Source organism: Cohnella nanjingensis (assembly GCF_014212125.1).
Classification (GTDB): Bacteria; Bacillota; Bacilli; order Paenibacillales; family Paenibacillaceae; genus Cohnella; species Cohnella nanjingensis.
This window is the reverse complement of sequence record NZ_JACJVP010000024.1, coordinates 134,737-149,930: the sequence shown is the minus strand read 5'-3', so window position 1 is coordinate 149,930 and position 15,194 is coordinate 134,737. Positions and strand designations below refer to the sequence as shown.

The window sequence follows — 15,194 nt, the reverse complement described above, 5'->3', positions numbered from 1 at the left end:
TCCTATTCACGACAAAATATTACAAAAATAGTAACAAACAATATTTGAACTGTAAAGTTCTATGATATCCAATTCACTTATCTAGTTTACTTATATGAGACTCCAATTTGTTCCCTTCAATAAAATAGCATCATTAGTTATGATAAGTGAAAGGTTAAACGGGTTTTACGATTATAAAAAGAACTAACAACAGAAGAGTCCCTCGTTGTCGTGTTGTATTATTCAAGAATTACATGGGTAATTTGATAATTGAATTATTAACTCTCGGACGTTCTTGTAGGTCACCTCCTGGAACAGAACCTGAAGCCGTTCCTGCAGAATCTGTAGTGGGAGGACGTTTATTGAGACCAATACGATTCTTGGAACGAACTAGCCGTTGATATGGAAATATACGGAATACGCAAGCATAGAAGATGAATTATAAAATGATCCGAAAATAATCAAGGTCGTATCAATGAATGTGAGGCAATCATGGAAATGTCCAACCCTTTAGAGCAACTGGATTTCTTTGAAGTCGATCAAGACCGTTGGTCGGATTTCGAGAAGCTTTTTGAGAGCAGAGGAGGGCCCAAGAACTGCTGGTGTATGGTGTGGCGCGGGAAACCTGAGGATCGAGAGAACAAGGAGAGCAAAAAATCTGCCATTCGTAAAATGGTGCAAGAGGCTACTCCTGTCGGTATATTGGGCTACGTAGGCGATGAGCCGATAGCATGGTGCTCGATCGCTCCGCGCTCGACCTATCGGGAGCTCGGAGGCGTATATGAACCGGATGAGAATCCGGACAAGGTCTGGTCTCTGGTCTGTTTCTTCGTGTCTCGGAAATACCGTGGACATGGCGTTATGAATCAACTGATTCAAGCCGCCGTCGAGCACTCGCGTCAGCGGGGGCAACCGTTGTTGAAGCCTACCCTGTCGCCCCCGATTCTCCAAGCTATCGGTTCATGGGGTTTGTTCCGCAATTTAGCGAGTTCGGATTCGTCGAAGTGGGTACAGCGGGAAGTCGGCGTCATGTGATGCGTTTGTCTTTGGATTCCTAGTAGGCGAACTTTCCCTCATACGCCTCCATTAATGTCTTGATGTCGATTTTACTTTTCGTTTGGAGCAATGCCTTCATTACTCTTTCCGATTTCTCGGGATCGGGATCGCTTACCATTTCGGTTAGCGCGGCAGGAACAACTTGCCACGATACCCCGTACTTATCTTTCAGCCAGCCGCACACTTGGGCCTTTACATCCCCACCCTCGGAGATTCTTCCGATACTCGAATTGGCAGCAATTTCTTCCCGATTGCGATGTGTTTAGAATCCGCTTTTCGATAGACTACGGCGACAACTCCATGACCGCCGTTCTTCAACCGTTCAGCTTGTTCAACGTCTCCATATAGAGCACCTGCAAAAACTTTTTGACATTCACCTTCCCTTTGCCGGGCGAGACGTCCTCCTCGATCTCCCGCATCTTCAGCCGAATGTCCTGGAAGTCGAAGTAGAGCGGCGCGTAATACTCGAACTTGGGATGGCTGTAGTCCGTCAGTCCGATGGACGCCATATTGGCGAGGGCAGCGATGACGGTTCTGCGGATTCGCTGTTCGACCGCTTTGCTTCCCTTCTCCAGATCCTGCGTCTGTGGGTTGGCCGCCAATACCGAGGATGCGTACAGCTCCCGGAGCTGCGGGAAATCGCGCCCCCGGTTGTTCTCCGCGAGCCATTCCATGATCGACAGAATGTCCTTGCTGCCGGTCTCTCCGACGATCCCGAGGTCCGTCATGATTTGCCCGACGACGTCGCGAACGTTTTTCTCCTTGCGCGCAGGCGCCGAACCCGGCTGAAGCGGATCGAGCTGCGCGAGCGACCGCTTGATCTCGAGCAGGTACCGGTCGAGCATCCACCGTTCGCTTACTTTCTGCAACACCGATTCCACTTCCACCCAATTGATCGGCTTGCGGATGAAAAATTCGATTCCGTTCCGGTAAGCCTGGCCGACCATCTCTTTGTTCTCCACCTGCGAGATCATGACGAACCGCCCGGGATATCCTCTCCCCTTGAGCTGAATGATCGTCTCGATGCCGTCCTGATCGGCCATGAGCAAGTCGATGAGCACGATGTCCGGATTCGTGTCCAGAATGAGGCTGGCGCCCGTCACCCCTCCCCCCGCCGTCCCGAGAACGCTTCCGAAGCTGCTATCCTCAATAATATTTTGCAGCATCCGGGTGCTGACGGCATCATCGTCAACGATACAAAAGCTTGGCAGCATCTTTACGCCCCTTTCCGCAACGTTATTGTGGGAAGTGCGACGATAAAGCGGGCCCCCTTGCCGCTCTCGGGGGTGGCGACCCGAATCTCGCCGCCGAACGACCCTACGATGTCCCGCACGTGCGAGAGCCCGATCCCGGTAGCCGCGACGCCGTCCTGATTGAACTTCGTCGTGAAGCCGGGCTCGAATATCATTTGTCGGTCCCGCTCGGGAATGCCCTTGCCGGAATCGACGACCTCGAATACCGTCCGGTCTCCCCGATCGAAGGCGCAAATCCGGATGAACCCGTAACGGTTCATCGCCTCGACGGCGTTGGCCACCAGATTGTTGAGCACGGTGAGCAGGACGATATAATGGGACGTCGAGAAGTCGACCTTCAGATCCCCTTCGATCGTCAGCTCTTTCTTCAGCATTTCGCTGTAAGTTTGATTCGCCTTGATGACGTATCGGAAAATCTCCTCCAGATTCATCTCCTGGGCGATTTCCCGGTCATACAGCTTCGTCAGCCCCGCCAGGATCCGCTGGGAATCCTTCTTCACTTCGTGGATCTGCTGGGCGATGCCCAGCGCCTGCCGGCTGTGCTCGGTCAGCGACGCCGACTTCAGCTTGCTGTACAGCTCGAAGCTGCTCGCCGTGATCCGCTCGATCGTATCCATCGATTTCCGCAGATAGAACGTTTCCCCGTACAGTCCCGAGCCGATATGCAGCATCTGTTCGATCCGCTTCTGCTGCTCGGCCTGGATCAGCCGCATCTGGCGAATCGTGATGCTGCTGAACAACCCGATGATGAAGTAGCTGCGCAGCACGGCGATCGCCCCCAGCAGCACGATCCCGTTGTTGTGGAACGGCGACATCCCTTCCATAAGCCTGCGGGTGAAAAGCTCGGTCTCGTTCGCCAGCAGATCGATGGCGGAGACGATGACGCCTAGCATCAAGGGCTGCAGCGCCGCGATCCTCATCTGGATGAAGCTCATGCCCAGCGCGAACGCGACGTAGAAAACGCCGCCGGCCAAGTGGTTTAGGAAGCTGGAGGCGGCGGAGAAGGCGCCCGGGAAGAAGATCGCATCTTCCGTCATCCGGAACAGCACGACGACGAGTCCCGTGACCGCTCCGGTTCTGACGAACGGCAAATGCTGCATCAGCAGAAGAAAGAGCAGCAAGGTGCTGGCTCCGAGGCCAAGGCGAAAAATCTCGCCGTGGAAAGGATTGATTTTGAACTCCCCGGCGAACGCAGTCATGATCGCGATGATGAAAATTTGCAACGTTTCGTTCTTGAACAAGGTCTGCATTCTCAGTCCAATCTTTGATGGAGAGGGAGAGTCGGTCATCCGGATTCCTCCATCCCATGGCCTGTCAAGGATTTTTTACTATCGTACCATGGTCCGGAGCGATTTCAACCTTGGAATTCGGGGCAGCCCGACTCGGTCAGACAAGCAAATCCCAAAAGGATAGTCCGCTAAAGGCGGATTGATGGCCCCAGTTTTTTCAACCCATGTATACGCCGTCTCAAGCAGAAGCATGACCACAACGAGACCGGCGCGTTGTTAGGCCATGCGGTTCTCCAGTCTTCGGGAGGCGAGCGACAGGGCGTAATTGACGACGAAATAGAGGAAGGCCGCGAACATCAGAATCGGAACCGCGGTCTGGAAATTGTGGGCGATGACGATATTGGCGTTGTGCATCAGCTCGGGCAGCGCGATGATGACAGCCAGCGAAGTATCCTTCAGCAGCGAGATGAACTGGCTGACCAACGGCGGGACCATGCGGCGCAAGCCTTGCGGCAGCACGATGTGCCAGAGCGTCTGGAACGAAGTCAAGCCCGAAGAGCGGCTCGCTTCGACCTGGCCCTTCGGAATGGAGTTCAAGCCGCTGCGTACGATCTCCGAAATCATCGCCGCCTCGAACACGGTGAGCGCAATGATCGCGGATTGGACGATGCCGAATTTGATGCCGACTTCCGGCAGCGCGAACATCGTAAAGAAGATGATCAGCAGCAGCGGCAAGTTGCGGACCAATTCCACCAGGAAAGCCGCAAGCTGCGAGAGGACGGGAATCTTCATATACCGGACCGTGCCGGCGATGCAGCCGATCAGAAAGCTGAGCGCAATGGCGGCGGCGGCCACCTCGAGCGTCACGAGGAAGCCTTCCAGTATGAATTCGAGGTTGACCCACTTGTAAGCGTCTTTGAAGTCCATCGGATCCACCTCCTCAATCGTGTCTGGCCAACCGGCGCTCCAGCCATCCGGTCGCGTAGCTTAAAGGAAGGGTAAGCAGCAGGTAGAACAGGCCGGCAAATATATAAGTGCTGAAAACGACGTACGTATCGGAAGCGATCCGGTCGGCGTAGAACATCAGGTCGAATCCGGAGATGACGCTCAAAATGGAAGAGTTCTTGATCAAATTGATAAATTGGTTGTTCAGCGGCGGTATGACGATCTTCACCGCTTGCGGAAGAATGACGAGCCGCATCGTCATCCCGTAAGACAGCCCGGACGACCGAGCGGCTTCCATCTGCCCCTTCGGAACGGAGAGGATGCCTGCTCGGACCGCTTCCGCGATGAACGCGGCGGTATAGACGGCCAGACCGAGCGTACCGCAGGCGAACGGGCTCAGAACGACGCCGATCGACGGAAGGCCGAGGAAGAACAAATACACGACCAGAAGCAACGGAATGTTCCGAACAAACTCGACGTAAGCCGTGCCGATCCATTGCAGCGGCTTCACGGGCGTGATGCGGAACACGGCGAGCAGCGTGCCGAGAAGGAAGCTTCCGGCCAAGGCGAGAACGCTGGCGTAAGCGGTGTTGCCGAAGCCTCTCAAATAGGTCCCGAAGTTGTCCGTCAGGATCGTAAAATCAAGCATCCCGCGCGATCCCTCCCTGTATGCCCCAAACGGAAGACGAGGGAGAAGCTCCCCCGTCCGCCTTCAGCGGGTTCATTCTTTCATCGGCGTCTCCCCGATCCATTTCTCATAGAGCTTGTCGTACTCGCCGCTGTCCTGCAGCTTCTTCAAATAGTCGTTGACGAAGGCGACCAGATCGGCGTTGCCCTTCTTCGCCGCGATGCCGTACGGTTCGTCGGTGAAGGTGCCGCCTACGACCTCGTAATTCGAATCCTGGCTGGCCATCCCGTACAGAATCGCGTTATCCGTCGTCAGCACGTTGCCCTGGCCCGCTTTGAGCGCGGTGAAAGCGTCCTGATAGTTATCGAATTCGAGCACCGTCGCGTCCGGCGCCTTCTCCGCGATGTTCTTGACCGAGGTGGAGCCTTTGACGCCGATCACTTTCGTTCCCTTCTTGATATCGGCGATGGACTTGATCGGGCTGCCCTTCTTCACCAGCAGCGACTGGCCGGCTTTGAAGTAGACGTCGGAAAAGTCGACTTGCTTCTTGCGCTCCTCCGAGATCGTCATCGTCGCGACGATCAGATCGATGTCGCCGTTGTCCAGCATCGGGATGCGCGTTTTCGAAGTGACTTCCTTCAGTTCGAGCTTGCTCTCGTCTCCCAGCAGCTCCTTGGCCAATCCTTTGGCGACGTCGATGTCGAAGCCTTCCACTTTGCCGCTGGCAGGATCCTTCAGGCCGAAGAGACGCGTATCGTACTTGACGCCGACGATGAGCTTGCCCCTGCTCTTGATCGCATCGAGCGCCGACGTACCGCCTGCGGACGCGGCCGAAGACGAAGCCGATGCGGAGGAGGAAGGCGACGCGCCGCCGGCGCCATTCCCCTCCTTCTTGCCGCACCCGGCAAGCGTCAGAACCGTCAATACCAGCATGGCGAGACCCAGGACGAACCATTTTCTTTGTCTCATCTGTCGTGCTCCTCTCCCGTTATCCATGTCTTATTAAACGGCTGAGAAACGCGCGCGCCCGCTCCTCGCGCGGATTCGCGAAAAACTCCGCCGGCGTTGCCTCCTCCAGAATCCTCCCCTGGTCCATGAACACGACCCGGTCGGCCACTTCCCGCGCGAAGCCCATCTCGTGGGTGACGACGACCATCGTCATGCCTTCGCGGGCGAGCGTCTTCATGACGTCGAGCACTTCCCCGACCATCTCCGGGTCCAGCGCGGACGTCGGCTCGTCGAATAGCATAATCTTCGGCTTCATCGCCAGGCCCCGGGCGATCGCCACCCGCTGCTGCTGGCCGCCGGACAATTGGGCCGGATACGCCCCCGCCTTGTCCCGGATGCCGACCTTCTCCAGGTAGAACAACGCGGTCTCCTCGGCCTCCTGCTTGGATAAGCCGAGCACTTTGATCGGGGCCAGCGTAATATTTTCAATCACTTTCTTGTGCGGATACAGGTTGAAATGCTGAAAGACCATGCCGATGTCGCGCCTCAGCTTGTTGATGTCGGTTTTCTTGTCATTCACGCGGACTTCGTTCACGGTCAGTTCCCCGCTCGCGATCGTCTCCAGCCGGTTGATGCAGCGGAGCAGCGTGCTCTTGCCGGAGCCGGACGGGCCGACGACGACGACGACTTCGCCCTGATGGACGGCGAGATGAATGTCCTTGAGCACGTGAAACGACCCATAATGCTTGTCGACGGCTTGAAATCGGATCAATGGAGTCCCTCCTTTGTCGTGCCCGGACGGCCGATCCGCCGAGCGCGGGCGGCTTCCCGGAGGCGGTATCGATCTTCTTCCTATGCTAATGTCCAACCTACAGTAAATAACGCCATCCGACATGTTATCTAACATTAAATTTAATATATAATTCATAAAACACGAGTCATGTTATCTTACATAACATGTAAGCGCTTGCGAAAAGCGGCGGTTGTTTGCCGAAAACAAAGCATGGTTCGGCACGATAGATTCCTTCCGCTGACACCATTAATAAAGGGACAGCCTTCCTGACGTTCCACGATCCGTTTGCCGCATTTTCCCGCTTGACTTTTATCGTTTACACGTGTAATTTCTAATTAACGTTTACGCGCGTAAACGAAAGTGGGAAGGTGACGACGATGAACAATCCCCCTCGCATCTCGGAGGCCGAGAGCGAAGTCATGAAGCTGCTCTGGCAAAAGGAGCCTCTGTCGGCGAACGAGATCATCGAGCAGCTGAAGCAGCAGATGGACTGGTCGGATCAGACGATCAAGACGTTCCTGAATCGGCTGCTCAAGAAGGAAGCGATCCGGTTCGAGAAAGCCGGCCGGAACTACCTGTACTATCCGCTCGTCTCGCATGACGAGTATCTGAAGTCGGAGAACAAGACCTTCCTGAATCGGGTCTACAACGGCGCCGTCGGGCTGATGTGCGCGAAGTTCCTGGAGGAGGAGAAGCTCTCCGACGCGGATATCGAGCAGCTCCAGCAGCTGCTCGAGAAGATGAAGAAGGACGAGCCGGGCGTATGAGGCTTCTCGAAGCGGCGTTCGCCTTCGTATTGGCCGCCTCCCTCGCCTCCGCGGTCATCCTCCTGCCGCTGCTCCTGATCCGCCGGCTGTTCGGCAAACGGCTCGGCCCGCGGGTGGTTCATGGGCTATGGTTCCTGTTGCTGATCAAGCTGCTCGTGCCGATCGGGCCGTACAGCTCGCTCAGCTTGTACCATCTGCTGCCGCAGGTCGTACATGAAGTCTGGCAGTCGCAGACCCAGCCTGCACCGCAGGATGGATCGACCGGAAGTCATTCTTCCGATGCAGGCGCCTCGACGGGACACCGTGCAGGCACGGAGACCGCCTCGGGTTCGGCCCCGCAGGCGACGGCGGCACCGGCTTCTTCGCCGGCCGAGTCGGCTCGGACAAGCTCTCCGACGGCAGCGGCCGGCTCGGATCGGGACTGGCTGCATAACGGCCTCCGGATCGGCGCGGTCGTCTGGCTGGGCGGGCTGGCGGCGCTGCTGGCTTACTACCTGCTCGCGACGCGGAGATTCGCGCGGAGCGTGAGCGGCGCCCGCAGGATCGACGACGAAGCGGTGCTCTCCGTGCTGGAGGCATGCAAGGAGCGGCTCGGCATCAAGCGCCGGATCGCCGCGTATGAGACCGGCAGCCTGAGCAGCCCCTGCCTCTATGGCTTGGCCAAGCCCGGCATCTATGTGCCCGAGGATCTCGTCGCGATCGCCGACGAGCGGCAGCTCGCGCATATCCTGCTGCACGAGCTGACCCACTACAAGCGCCGGGATCTGTGGCTCAATCTCCTCTGGACGCTGACGGTATTCGTCCATTGGTTCAATCCCGTCGCGTGGCTGGCGATGCGCAAGATGAAGGCCGACCGGGAAGTCGCCTGCGACGCGGGCGTGCTCGAGGTGCTGGGCGAGAGGGAATCGTCCTCGTACGGGATGACGCTCCTGATGCTGTCGCGGCTGCTCGCCCGAAGCGCCGTTCCCCGCGTCAATTTATCGCACTTTCTGGAAGACCGCCATGAGATGAAACGGAGGATTACGATGATTGCCAAGTTCAAGAAAGGCTCTTACAGACTGTCCGCAGCCGCGATCGTTCTGGTGCTCGCCGTAGGCGTAGTCCTGATCACGATCGCCTCGGCGCCCGCGAAGAGCGTCGTCCCTAGCGGAGCCCCCGCCGCGAACGCCGGGAAGGAGAACGCCTCCTCCCGCCTTCCGATCGAGCGGCTGAACGATTGGGCCAAGTGGTTCCACAGCCTGCCGAGAGCGGCCGCCTTCACCGACGTCGCCTTCCAGGTGCCGGACCACCTCCCGGTCGGCTACGAATTGGAGAGCATCGACATCCTGGAGAAGTACGTGCAGCGCGCCGAGGATTTGGTCACCCTGCGGTTCAAGTCCGGCTACGGGACGGATAACGTCCGGACCTTCGAGGTGAACGCCTCCAAAGGCAACTTGCTGAAGAAGTACAGCCGGCAAGAAGGCGGAGACGCTCGCAGCATCGCGCCCGCGATGTGGGGTCCCGCGCAGCCGCGCACCTTCCGTTATGAAGAGGCGACGTACGCGAATATGCCGGGCACGCTGGTCACCGAGATTCAAAGCTACGACTGGCACCTCCCGGAAGTCGCCAAGAGCTTCGTCTGGCAAGTCGGAGACGTCTGGTACTCGATCGACTTCTACAGCGAGAACCATACGTTAAAAGAAGGCCTTCCGCAGCATTGGCGCAATCTCACGCAGAAGGAGCTGGAGCCGATCTTGACCTCCTTCGTCCCCGTGCAGCAAGCCCGGAACGCCACCTACGAAGGGCTCGGCAACTCGTTCCCGCTCTACGACGAGCAGGACCTGACGGCGGCCGAGAAAATTCTCGGCTTCGACGTCAAGCTCCCCGCCGCGCTCTCGAACGGCGAAGTGAAGCTGTCGGACGTCATGCTGCTCCAGACGGGGGACCGGAATACGGGCTTCTCCTTCCGGCCGGACGCCGACGCCCTCTGGAGCACCTATCGCGCGTCCTCCGACTCCAAGGTCTACAAGCTCAACGACGAGATCTCGCTTTATCAGAGCAATGTCCCGCTCGTCGATGCCGCCAAGCTGTCGGACGTGCGGACGCTCGACATGAACGGCGTAGCCGTCACCGTCGGCAAGGACGATGACAATGCCATCAATCTCCGCGGGGTCCGTCCGAACGACCCGGACATCCGCAGCCAAACCTACTATCTGTGGCAGCAGGACGGCGTTTGCTATTTGGCCTACTTCTGGGGCTTGGACCCCAACCAGGAAGAGATGGTCAAGGAACTGATCACGGCAGCTCGCCGATAATCGGTATTCCGCCGAACGAAGAAGCCCCTCTGCGTTTCCGAACGCAGCAGGGGCTTTCCCTTTTGGAAGTCGAGTTCTCTTGTCAGGGTCAGTTGGACAACCAGGAGACCCGCCTCCGGGGAGACGGGTCAGTGGAAATTTAATGCGGTGCCGTCACTTTGATATCCTCCGTCGCCGGCCTTTTTTGCTTTAAGGTTACAAAGGCGACTAGGATTCCCAGCAGCGTCACGGCAGCCGCTATGATAAAAGAGGTGTGAATCGCCCGGTTCAGATCTGCGGGCACCATCGTTTCCAACGTGGCGTTCGAACCAAGCGTCGCCGTAATGACAGCCATCACCGTTCCAACGTGAGACGTGGATCGATGGCATTCTGCACAGACCCTTATCGGTATATATCGATAGTCTACCTAATATTTCGACTTGCGGGTTCTCACTATGTACCAATAGCTTATACGCGGTGCCAAAAGGGAAATTCCCGCTTGTGGTTTCTACTACTTCGTAGTTCTGCAAAGCATTCAAAACACGATCCTTAGGTGCCTCAGTCATAACGTCCCAGTCACGCACCGAGTTTGTTATCCCCAAGCTATGCAACAAACCGCTTCCACCTAACGAGTAACTGATGCCAGATTGTTCGAATTGTTCAATTACGGCGGTCAGGTTCTCAATATATGGCTTCATTCTTGGTGTCCTCCCTGTAATTCGATGACTTTGGACACTACCCAATGGTTCTTGCCATTGTAAAGAAATGATCCTGAGACCGATCGACCTTCAACGTCCTCGGCTCCTGAATAAATTTTCATTTATTATATCAGAATGCGGAAAATCGCGGATCGTTGATGAGCTGTCCCTTAACGGTGGTTCACAGTATCATCTATAGCGCGAACAGGCATTTGAACATTTTTCGAGCTGCCTATGAACGTTCATGCCGTGCCGCGCCGTCTCGCGACCGCGAGGCGGGGAGCAGCAGCAAGAACGGCACGAGCGCCGCCCAGCCGGCAAAAAAGGAGAGGGCGAAAACGGCGGGCAATCCCGTCCATTCGGCCATCGCGGCGCCGCAGAGGGGAGCGGCGATGCCGCGAAAGCCGACGAGGGACAGATAGATGCCGCTGAAGGAGGACAAATACCGTCCCGAGGAACGGGACAGGTGGTTCATCCAGGCCAGATCCATGCCCGAAGAAGCGATCCCCGCCGCGAAGGCGCCTGCCGCGGCGGGAACGAAGCCGGGCAGCAGCCAGTAAGCCAGCGGCAGCAGCGTGCCCGATACCGCGCACCAGGACAGTACGGGAATCGCCGTCCGCTTGTCGATGACCCGGCCCCAGAGCGGGTTGAAGAGCAGGGCAGCGCCCGTGGTCGCCATGCTCAGCAGGCCGATCTGTCCGTTCGTAAGCGCCATCCTGTCCACTTGATAGACCGGATAGACGGAAGCCGGCAGCAGCATGAAAAACTCGTAGATGAAAACGCCTGCCAACAGCAGCTGAAAGCCGCGGTCCGAGCGTACGGCGGCGAACGTCTCCGACCAGCGCGTTCTGCCCTCGACGGCCGTCTCCGGCCGATCCGAAGGCTCGCGGATAAGCGCGAACAGGCAGATGCCGGCGACGCCCAGGGCGAAGCCGATCAGTGCCGCCGTCTTGAAGTCGTCGGCCAGCCACGTCCCCGACACGTACGTGCCCGCCAGCATGGCGAGCCCCGCAGATACCCGGACGATGGCCATGTAGGTCGCCCGCCTGCCCTCCGGATAGATAGACCGCATCAGCCCGATATAGGCGGGCGTCGCTACCCCCTGGAGCGCAAAAAACAGCAGCGTCAACACGGCGAGGGAAGCGGGGTCGCGGACGAAAGCCATCGGCAGCAGCGCGAGACGCGCCGCACCGTGAAACAAAAAAACGAGCCGCACCCTGCCGTACCCCGCCGTAAGCCTCCCCCAGAAAATCGCGAGCAAATTCGCGGCGGCCGCCGCGGACGCGATAGCGGCCGTATGCCAGGCGCCGCCGCCGAAGCGCAGCGCCATGACCGCGATATACGGGACGATCATGCCCAGGCAGAGGCTGTTCACGACCGCGGCCGCGATATCGATCCGCCAGTTCCGCCGCAAGAGGGAGTGCTCCGCCCCGGGCCGAAGCCCGCCTGCCGTTCGCTCGCCGTCCATGTCCTCTCCTCCTCCCCGGCTATGCCCCGCCATGCGCGCGCGCCGATACCGGGGCCTCGTAAGGGTGCCGGACCGCGGTATGCGACGCTCCGCCCGAGACGCGGCAGCCGCGGGGACCACGGTCTGACGGCGGCATCAGGATACGACGGCGGCGATGCCGTCCACGACGACCTCGATGCCTTCAGGAGCGCGGATCGTGCCCGTCAGCTCCCCGCCCTCGTCCTTCCGCCAGGAGACGGCGATCGGACCGCGCGGGGTGTGTACGGTACCGGAGCAGCTGGCGATGCCGCCGACCGCCGTCGGCTTGAACCGGACGGCGGCGAAGCCCGGCGATAGGCATTCGAGGCCGAGCACCGTCTCGGCGATCCACTTGACCGGCGTGCTCGACCAGGAATGGCAGAGGCTGATCCGGTACGAGCCGTACGCCTCGTAGGTCGTGAGGACGTCATGATAGTCGTCCCCCGCGTACGCGTCGGTATAGCTCTCCCAGAAGGTCGTCGCACCGCGATCGAGCATGCCTCCCCACACCCGCTCGATAATCCCGTAGGCGCGATCGTGCATGCCGTACCGCGAACAGCATTCGGCGAGCTGGTAGGCGGACAGCGGCGTCACGGGGTCTTTCAACTCGTAAACCGCCAGGAACGCCCGCGCCCGCGTCTCGCTCACCAGGCCGGCCAGCATGCCGAGCGCCTTGATCGCCAGCCGGTTGTCCTCCCGCATGTACTCGCTCTCGTCCGTCCGCGGCCTTGCCGGCAGCCGGCCCAGGCCAAGCTCGGGCATATCGGAAGACAGCCGCTCCAGCGCGCCGAGCGTCATGCCGTAGATCGCCTGCAGTCCCGCCTCGCGCTCCGCCGGGGTCAGCGGTACCCATTCGATCAGGATGCTGCCTTCCGGCGCCAGTCTGCCCGTGAGGGGGTCGGCATGCTCGTACACCCATCCGGCGTGGCGCAGCAGCGGCTCCCGCAGCTCCAGCGCGAACATGCGGTCCCCCGTGTAGAAGACGTATTCGGCCACCGCCTGCAGCCACCACAGCGTGTATTCGCAAATGCCGTTCATCCATTTGCCGCGCGGCGTGCCCTCTCCGAGCTCGCGGAGCGCGCGCCGGATGACGGCCGTGTCGTCCCATAGGAAGTAGCAGGACCTCGCGGCCATGTACAGATCGAACGTCCAGTTCAGCCGGTCCCGCTTGATGCCGTCCCAGAGACCGATCTGATGGCAGATCCGGCTCGTGTGCGCGGACACGTCATAGATGAGAGGCAAGCGGGTGACGTCCGACGCGAACGAGCCCGTCTGCTCCAACGCGACCTGGACGGCCTCGAACCGGACCTCCGCGGCGAACGCGGCATTCTCCGCGCCCAGAAAATAGAGGCGCACGTAGCGCATGCCCTGCGGCAGCGTAAGCCGCGTCTCTCCGGGCGCGGCCCGGAACCACTCGGTGATGCAGCCGTCATAGCGCGCCAGCTCCTGCAGCGACTCGGCGCCGTTCCAGAGCACGGTCAGCTCCGCCTCGGCCTCGTTGACGACCCGCAGCCGCGCGTTGTACTCGCGGCCGAGATCGACGGTCGCCTGCGGCAAGGCGGCCAGGTTCAGCCGCAGCTGCGCTTCCCGGCGCAGCTTCCATTCGTTCTGCTTGCGCAGATGGTAGAACAGCTCCAGGCGCTCCGCGCGCGGCTCCTCTAGCGGCGGACCGCCGGTCCCGGCCAGCGTCCCCCGAATGCGCCACGCGCCGTCTTCGGCGGGCGACGCCGCAAGCCCCGAGCGCTCCAGCAGGACCGGATCGGCGAGCGGCGCCGCGACGATATCGCCAAATCCGCCGCGCACGAACCAGGCCGGCGAAGCCGCAAGGTCGCCGAACGGCTCCTCGCCCAGCAGGGCGACGACCGCGGCGTTCTCCCCGTCGGCCAGCCAGTTCGTACCGCTCGGCAGCCACAGTCCGTCTCCTTCGACGTATCCGATAAATCCGACTCTCCGTTCGTGCAGATAGGCATTGACGTCGGCGATGGGATAGATCTCCCGGACCTCGATCTCAATGGCCAGCGCGTGCTCGCCGGCCGGGATCGTCGCCGGGAACCCTTCGACGTCGACGAACGCCGCCGTCGCGGCGGGTGATTCGGCGACTCGGGCGACGGTCTCCCCGTTCCACCGGACGACGGCTCCGCCCGTCAGCGCCATGCGGAATGCCGCCCCCTCGATCGGACGGTCCGCCCTCACGGTCGCCGTCAGCGTCAAGCTTCGTTTCTCATGGCGTTCCCGATGCCAGATCCATGCCGGCAGCGCGCAGTCGTTTACGATATCCAAGATGTGTCAGCCTCTTTTCCCGGCAATTCGGTTCCTCGCTTACGCCTTGACGGCGCCGGTGACCATGCCTTCGATGTAGTACTTCATGCCGAACAAAATGAGCAGAATCGTCGGCACGCTGCCGATGATATAAGCCGCGAACGACAGGCCGACGTCGGTCCGTCCCGCGCGGTTCAGGCCGACCGCGGCCATCGTGAACGTCATCTGTTCCTGGCCCAGCACGATGAACGGCCACAGGTAATCGCTGTATACCGCCAGGAAGGTGACGATGGCCACGGTGACGAGGATCGGCAGGCTCAGCGGCAGCGCGATCCGGGCGTAGACGTAGAACTCGCCGCCGCCGTCGATCCGGGCCGCCTCGAACAGCTCCTGGGGCAGCGATTCGTAGAAGGTGCGGCACAGCATGATGCCGAGCAGCTGCGTGCCGGCGATATAGGGCAGGATCAGACCCAGGTAGCTGTTCGTAAAGCCGAGATTGTTGATAATCGCGTACAATGGCACGATATTGAGCAGCGAAGGGATCATCATGACCCCGATCAGCATCAGATACAGCAGCCCCCGCAGCGGGAAGCGGTGCCTCGCGAATACGAAGCCGGACAGCGAGCCGAGCAGGACGGCGCCCAGCACGGTTACGAAGCAGACGTATAACGAATGGCCGATGCTGGATTTGACGGCGTCCCAGGCGGCCGAATAATTTTCCCATTTAAGAGCGGACGGCAGGCCCCAGAAGTCGACGAGAATCTCGATCTGGTCCTTGAACGAAAAATAAACGAGCAGGAAAAACGGCACGAGCGTAGCGACGAGCAGCAGGACAAGCACGGCGGAGCCCGCCCATCTCGGTATGCGCGCAGTCATGGCA

15 protein-coding genes are annotated in these 15,194 nt (G+C 59.5%); 4 read left to right on the top strand and 11 right to left on the bottom strand.

What is annotated here, in order from left to right; genetic code table 11:
• Nucleotides 1-471 precede the first annotated feature (471 nt).
• On the top strand, nucleotides 472-1,014 hold the full coding sequence (locus H7C19_RS14530) for a GNAT family N-acetyltransferase (RefSeq protein ID WP_221469246.1): 543 nt from the start codon (nucleotides 472-474) through the stop codon (nucleotides 1,012-1,014).
• A 19-nt stretch (nucleotides 1,015-1,033) separates the two neighbouring features.
• Here the strand turns inward: H7C19_RS14530 and H7C19_RS14525 are convergent, their stop codons facing one another.
• The 3 genes from H7C19_RS14525 to H7C19_RS14515 form a co-directional block, all read right to left on the bottom strand.
• Complete coding sequence (locus H7C19_RS14525) at nucleotides 1,034-1,249, bottom strand: VOC family protein (protein ID WP_313731681.1); 216 nt, start codon at nucleotides 1,247-1,249, stop codon at nucleotides 1,034-1,036.
• A 100-nt stretch (nucleotides 1,250-1,349) separates the two neighbouring features.
• Nucleotides 1,350-2,249, bottom strand: coding sequence for a response regulator (locus tag H7C19_RS14520; RefSeq protein ID WP_185143381.1), 900 nt, complete (start codon nucleotides 2,247-2,249; stop codon nucleotides 1,350-1,352).
• Nucleotides 2,250-2,251: 2 nt separating this feature from the next.
• Nucleotides 2,252-3,409 carry an ATP-binding protein gene (locus H7C19_RS14515; RefSeq protein ID WP_246469509.1) on the bottom strand — a complete coding sequence of 386 codons (1,158 nt, stop codon included), beginning with the start codon at nucleotides 3,407-3,409 and terminating at the stop codon, nucleotides 2,252-2,254.
• Between H7C19_RS14515 and H7C19_RS34790 the strand changes: the two genes are divergently transcribed.
• Nucleotides 3,380-3,556 (top strand): hypothetical protein, encoded by a 177-nt coding sequence (locus tag H7C19_RS34790; RefSeq protein ID WP_246469508.1) that lies wholly within the window; start codon nucleotides 3,380-3,382, stop codon nucleotides 3,554-3,556. The genes H7C19_RS14515 and H7C19_RS34790 overlap by 30 nt on opposite strands.
• Nucleotides 3,557-3,793: 237 nt before the next feature.
• On the opposite strand, the gene H7C19_RS14510 is transcribed toward H7C19_RS34790, so the two are convergent.
• The 4 genes from H7C19_RS14510 to H7C19_RS14495 form a co-directional block, all read right to left on the bottom strand.
• A complete protein-coding gene (locus H7C19_RS14510; RefSeq protein WP_185143379.1) occupies nucleotides 3,794-4,444 on the bottom strand; it encodes an amino acid ABC transporter permease in 651 nt (216 codons plus the stop codon).
• 13 nt (nucleotides 4,445-4,457) lie between these two features.
• The gene (locus H7C19_RS14505; protein ID WP_185143378.1) at nucleotides 4,458-5,111 is read right to left on the bottom strand and encodes an amino acid ABC transporter permease; all 654 of its coding nucleotides are present in this window, start codon (nucleotides 5,109-5,111) and stop codon (nucleotides 4,458-4,460) included.
• Between the two features lie 72 nt (nucleotides 5,112-5,183).
• The gene (locus tag H7C19_RS14500) at nucleotides 5,184-6,059 is read right to left on the bottom strand and encodes a transporter substrate-binding domain-containing protein (RefSeq protein WP_185143377.1); all 876 of its coding nucleotides are present in this window, start codon (nucleotides 6,057-6,059) and stop codon (nucleotides 5,184-5,186) included.
• A gap of 19 nt (nucleotides 6,060-6,078) precedes the next feature.
• Nucleotides 6,079-6,810: an amino acid ABC transporter ATP-binding protein gene (locus H7C19_RS14495; RefSeq protein ID WP_185143376.1), complete on the bottom strand. Its 732-nt coding sequence runs from the start codon at nucleotides 6,808-6,810 to the stop codon at nucleotides 6,079-6,081.
• 398 nt (nucleotides 6,811-7,208) lie between these two features.
• Here H7C19_RS14495 and H7C19_RS14490 point away from each other — a divergent pair, with 398 nt between their 5' ends.
• Nucleotides 7,209-7,598 carry a BlaI/MecI/CopY family transcriptional regulator gene (locus H7C19_RS14490; protein WP_185143375.1) on the top strand — a complete coding sequence of 130 codons (390 nt, stop codon included), beginning with the start codon at nucleotides 7,209-7,211 and terminating at the stop codon, nucleotides 7,596-7,598.
• Complete coding sequence (locus H7C19_RS14485) at nucleotides 7,595-9,892, top strand: M56 family metallopeptidase (RefSeq protein ID WP_185143374.1); 2,298 nt, start codon at nucleotides 7,595-7,597, stop codon at nucleotides 9,890-9,892. Before H7C19_RS14490 ends, H7C19_RS14485 begins: the two co-directional genes overlap by 4 nt.
• A 128-nt stretch (nucleotides 9,893-10,020) precedes the next feature.
• Here the strand turns inward: H7C19_RS14485 and H7C19_RS14480 are convergent, their stop codons facing one another.
• From H7C19_RS14480 to H7C19_RS14465, 4 genes are all read right to left on the bottom strand, one after another.
• Complete coding sequence (locus H7C19_RS14480; RefSeq protein WP_185143373.1) at nucleotides 10,021-10,569, bottom strand: hypothetical protein; 549 nt, start codon at nucleotides 10,567-10,569, stop codon at nucleotides 10,021-10,023.
• Between the two features lie 232 nt (nucleotides 10,570-10,801).
• Nucleotides 10,802-12,037 carry an MFS transporter gene (locus H7C19_RS14475; protein ID WP_185143372.1) on the bottom strand — a complete coding sequence of 412 codons (1,236 nt, stop codon included), beginning with the start codon at nucleotides 12,035-12,037 and terminating at the stop codon, nucleotides 10,802-10,804.
• Nucleotides 12,038-12,172: 135 nt separating this feature from the next.
• Nucleotides 12,173-14,335 (bottom strand): alpha-L-rhamnosidase C-terminal domain-containing protein, encoded by a 2,163-nt coding sequence (locus H7C19_RS14470; RefSeq protein WP_185143371.1) that lies wholly within the window; start codon nucleotides 14,333-14,335, stop codon nucleotides 12,173-12,175.
• A gap of 39 nt (nucleotides 14,336-14,374) precedes the next feature.
• On the bottom strand, nucleotides 14,375-15,190 hold the full coding sequence (locus tag H7C19_RS14465; RefSeq protein ID WP_185143370.1) for a carbohydrate ABC transporter permease: 816 nt from the start codon (nucleotides 15,188-15,190) through the stop codon (nucleotides 14,375-14,377).
• Nucleotides 15,191-15,194: the final 4 nt, after the last annotated feature.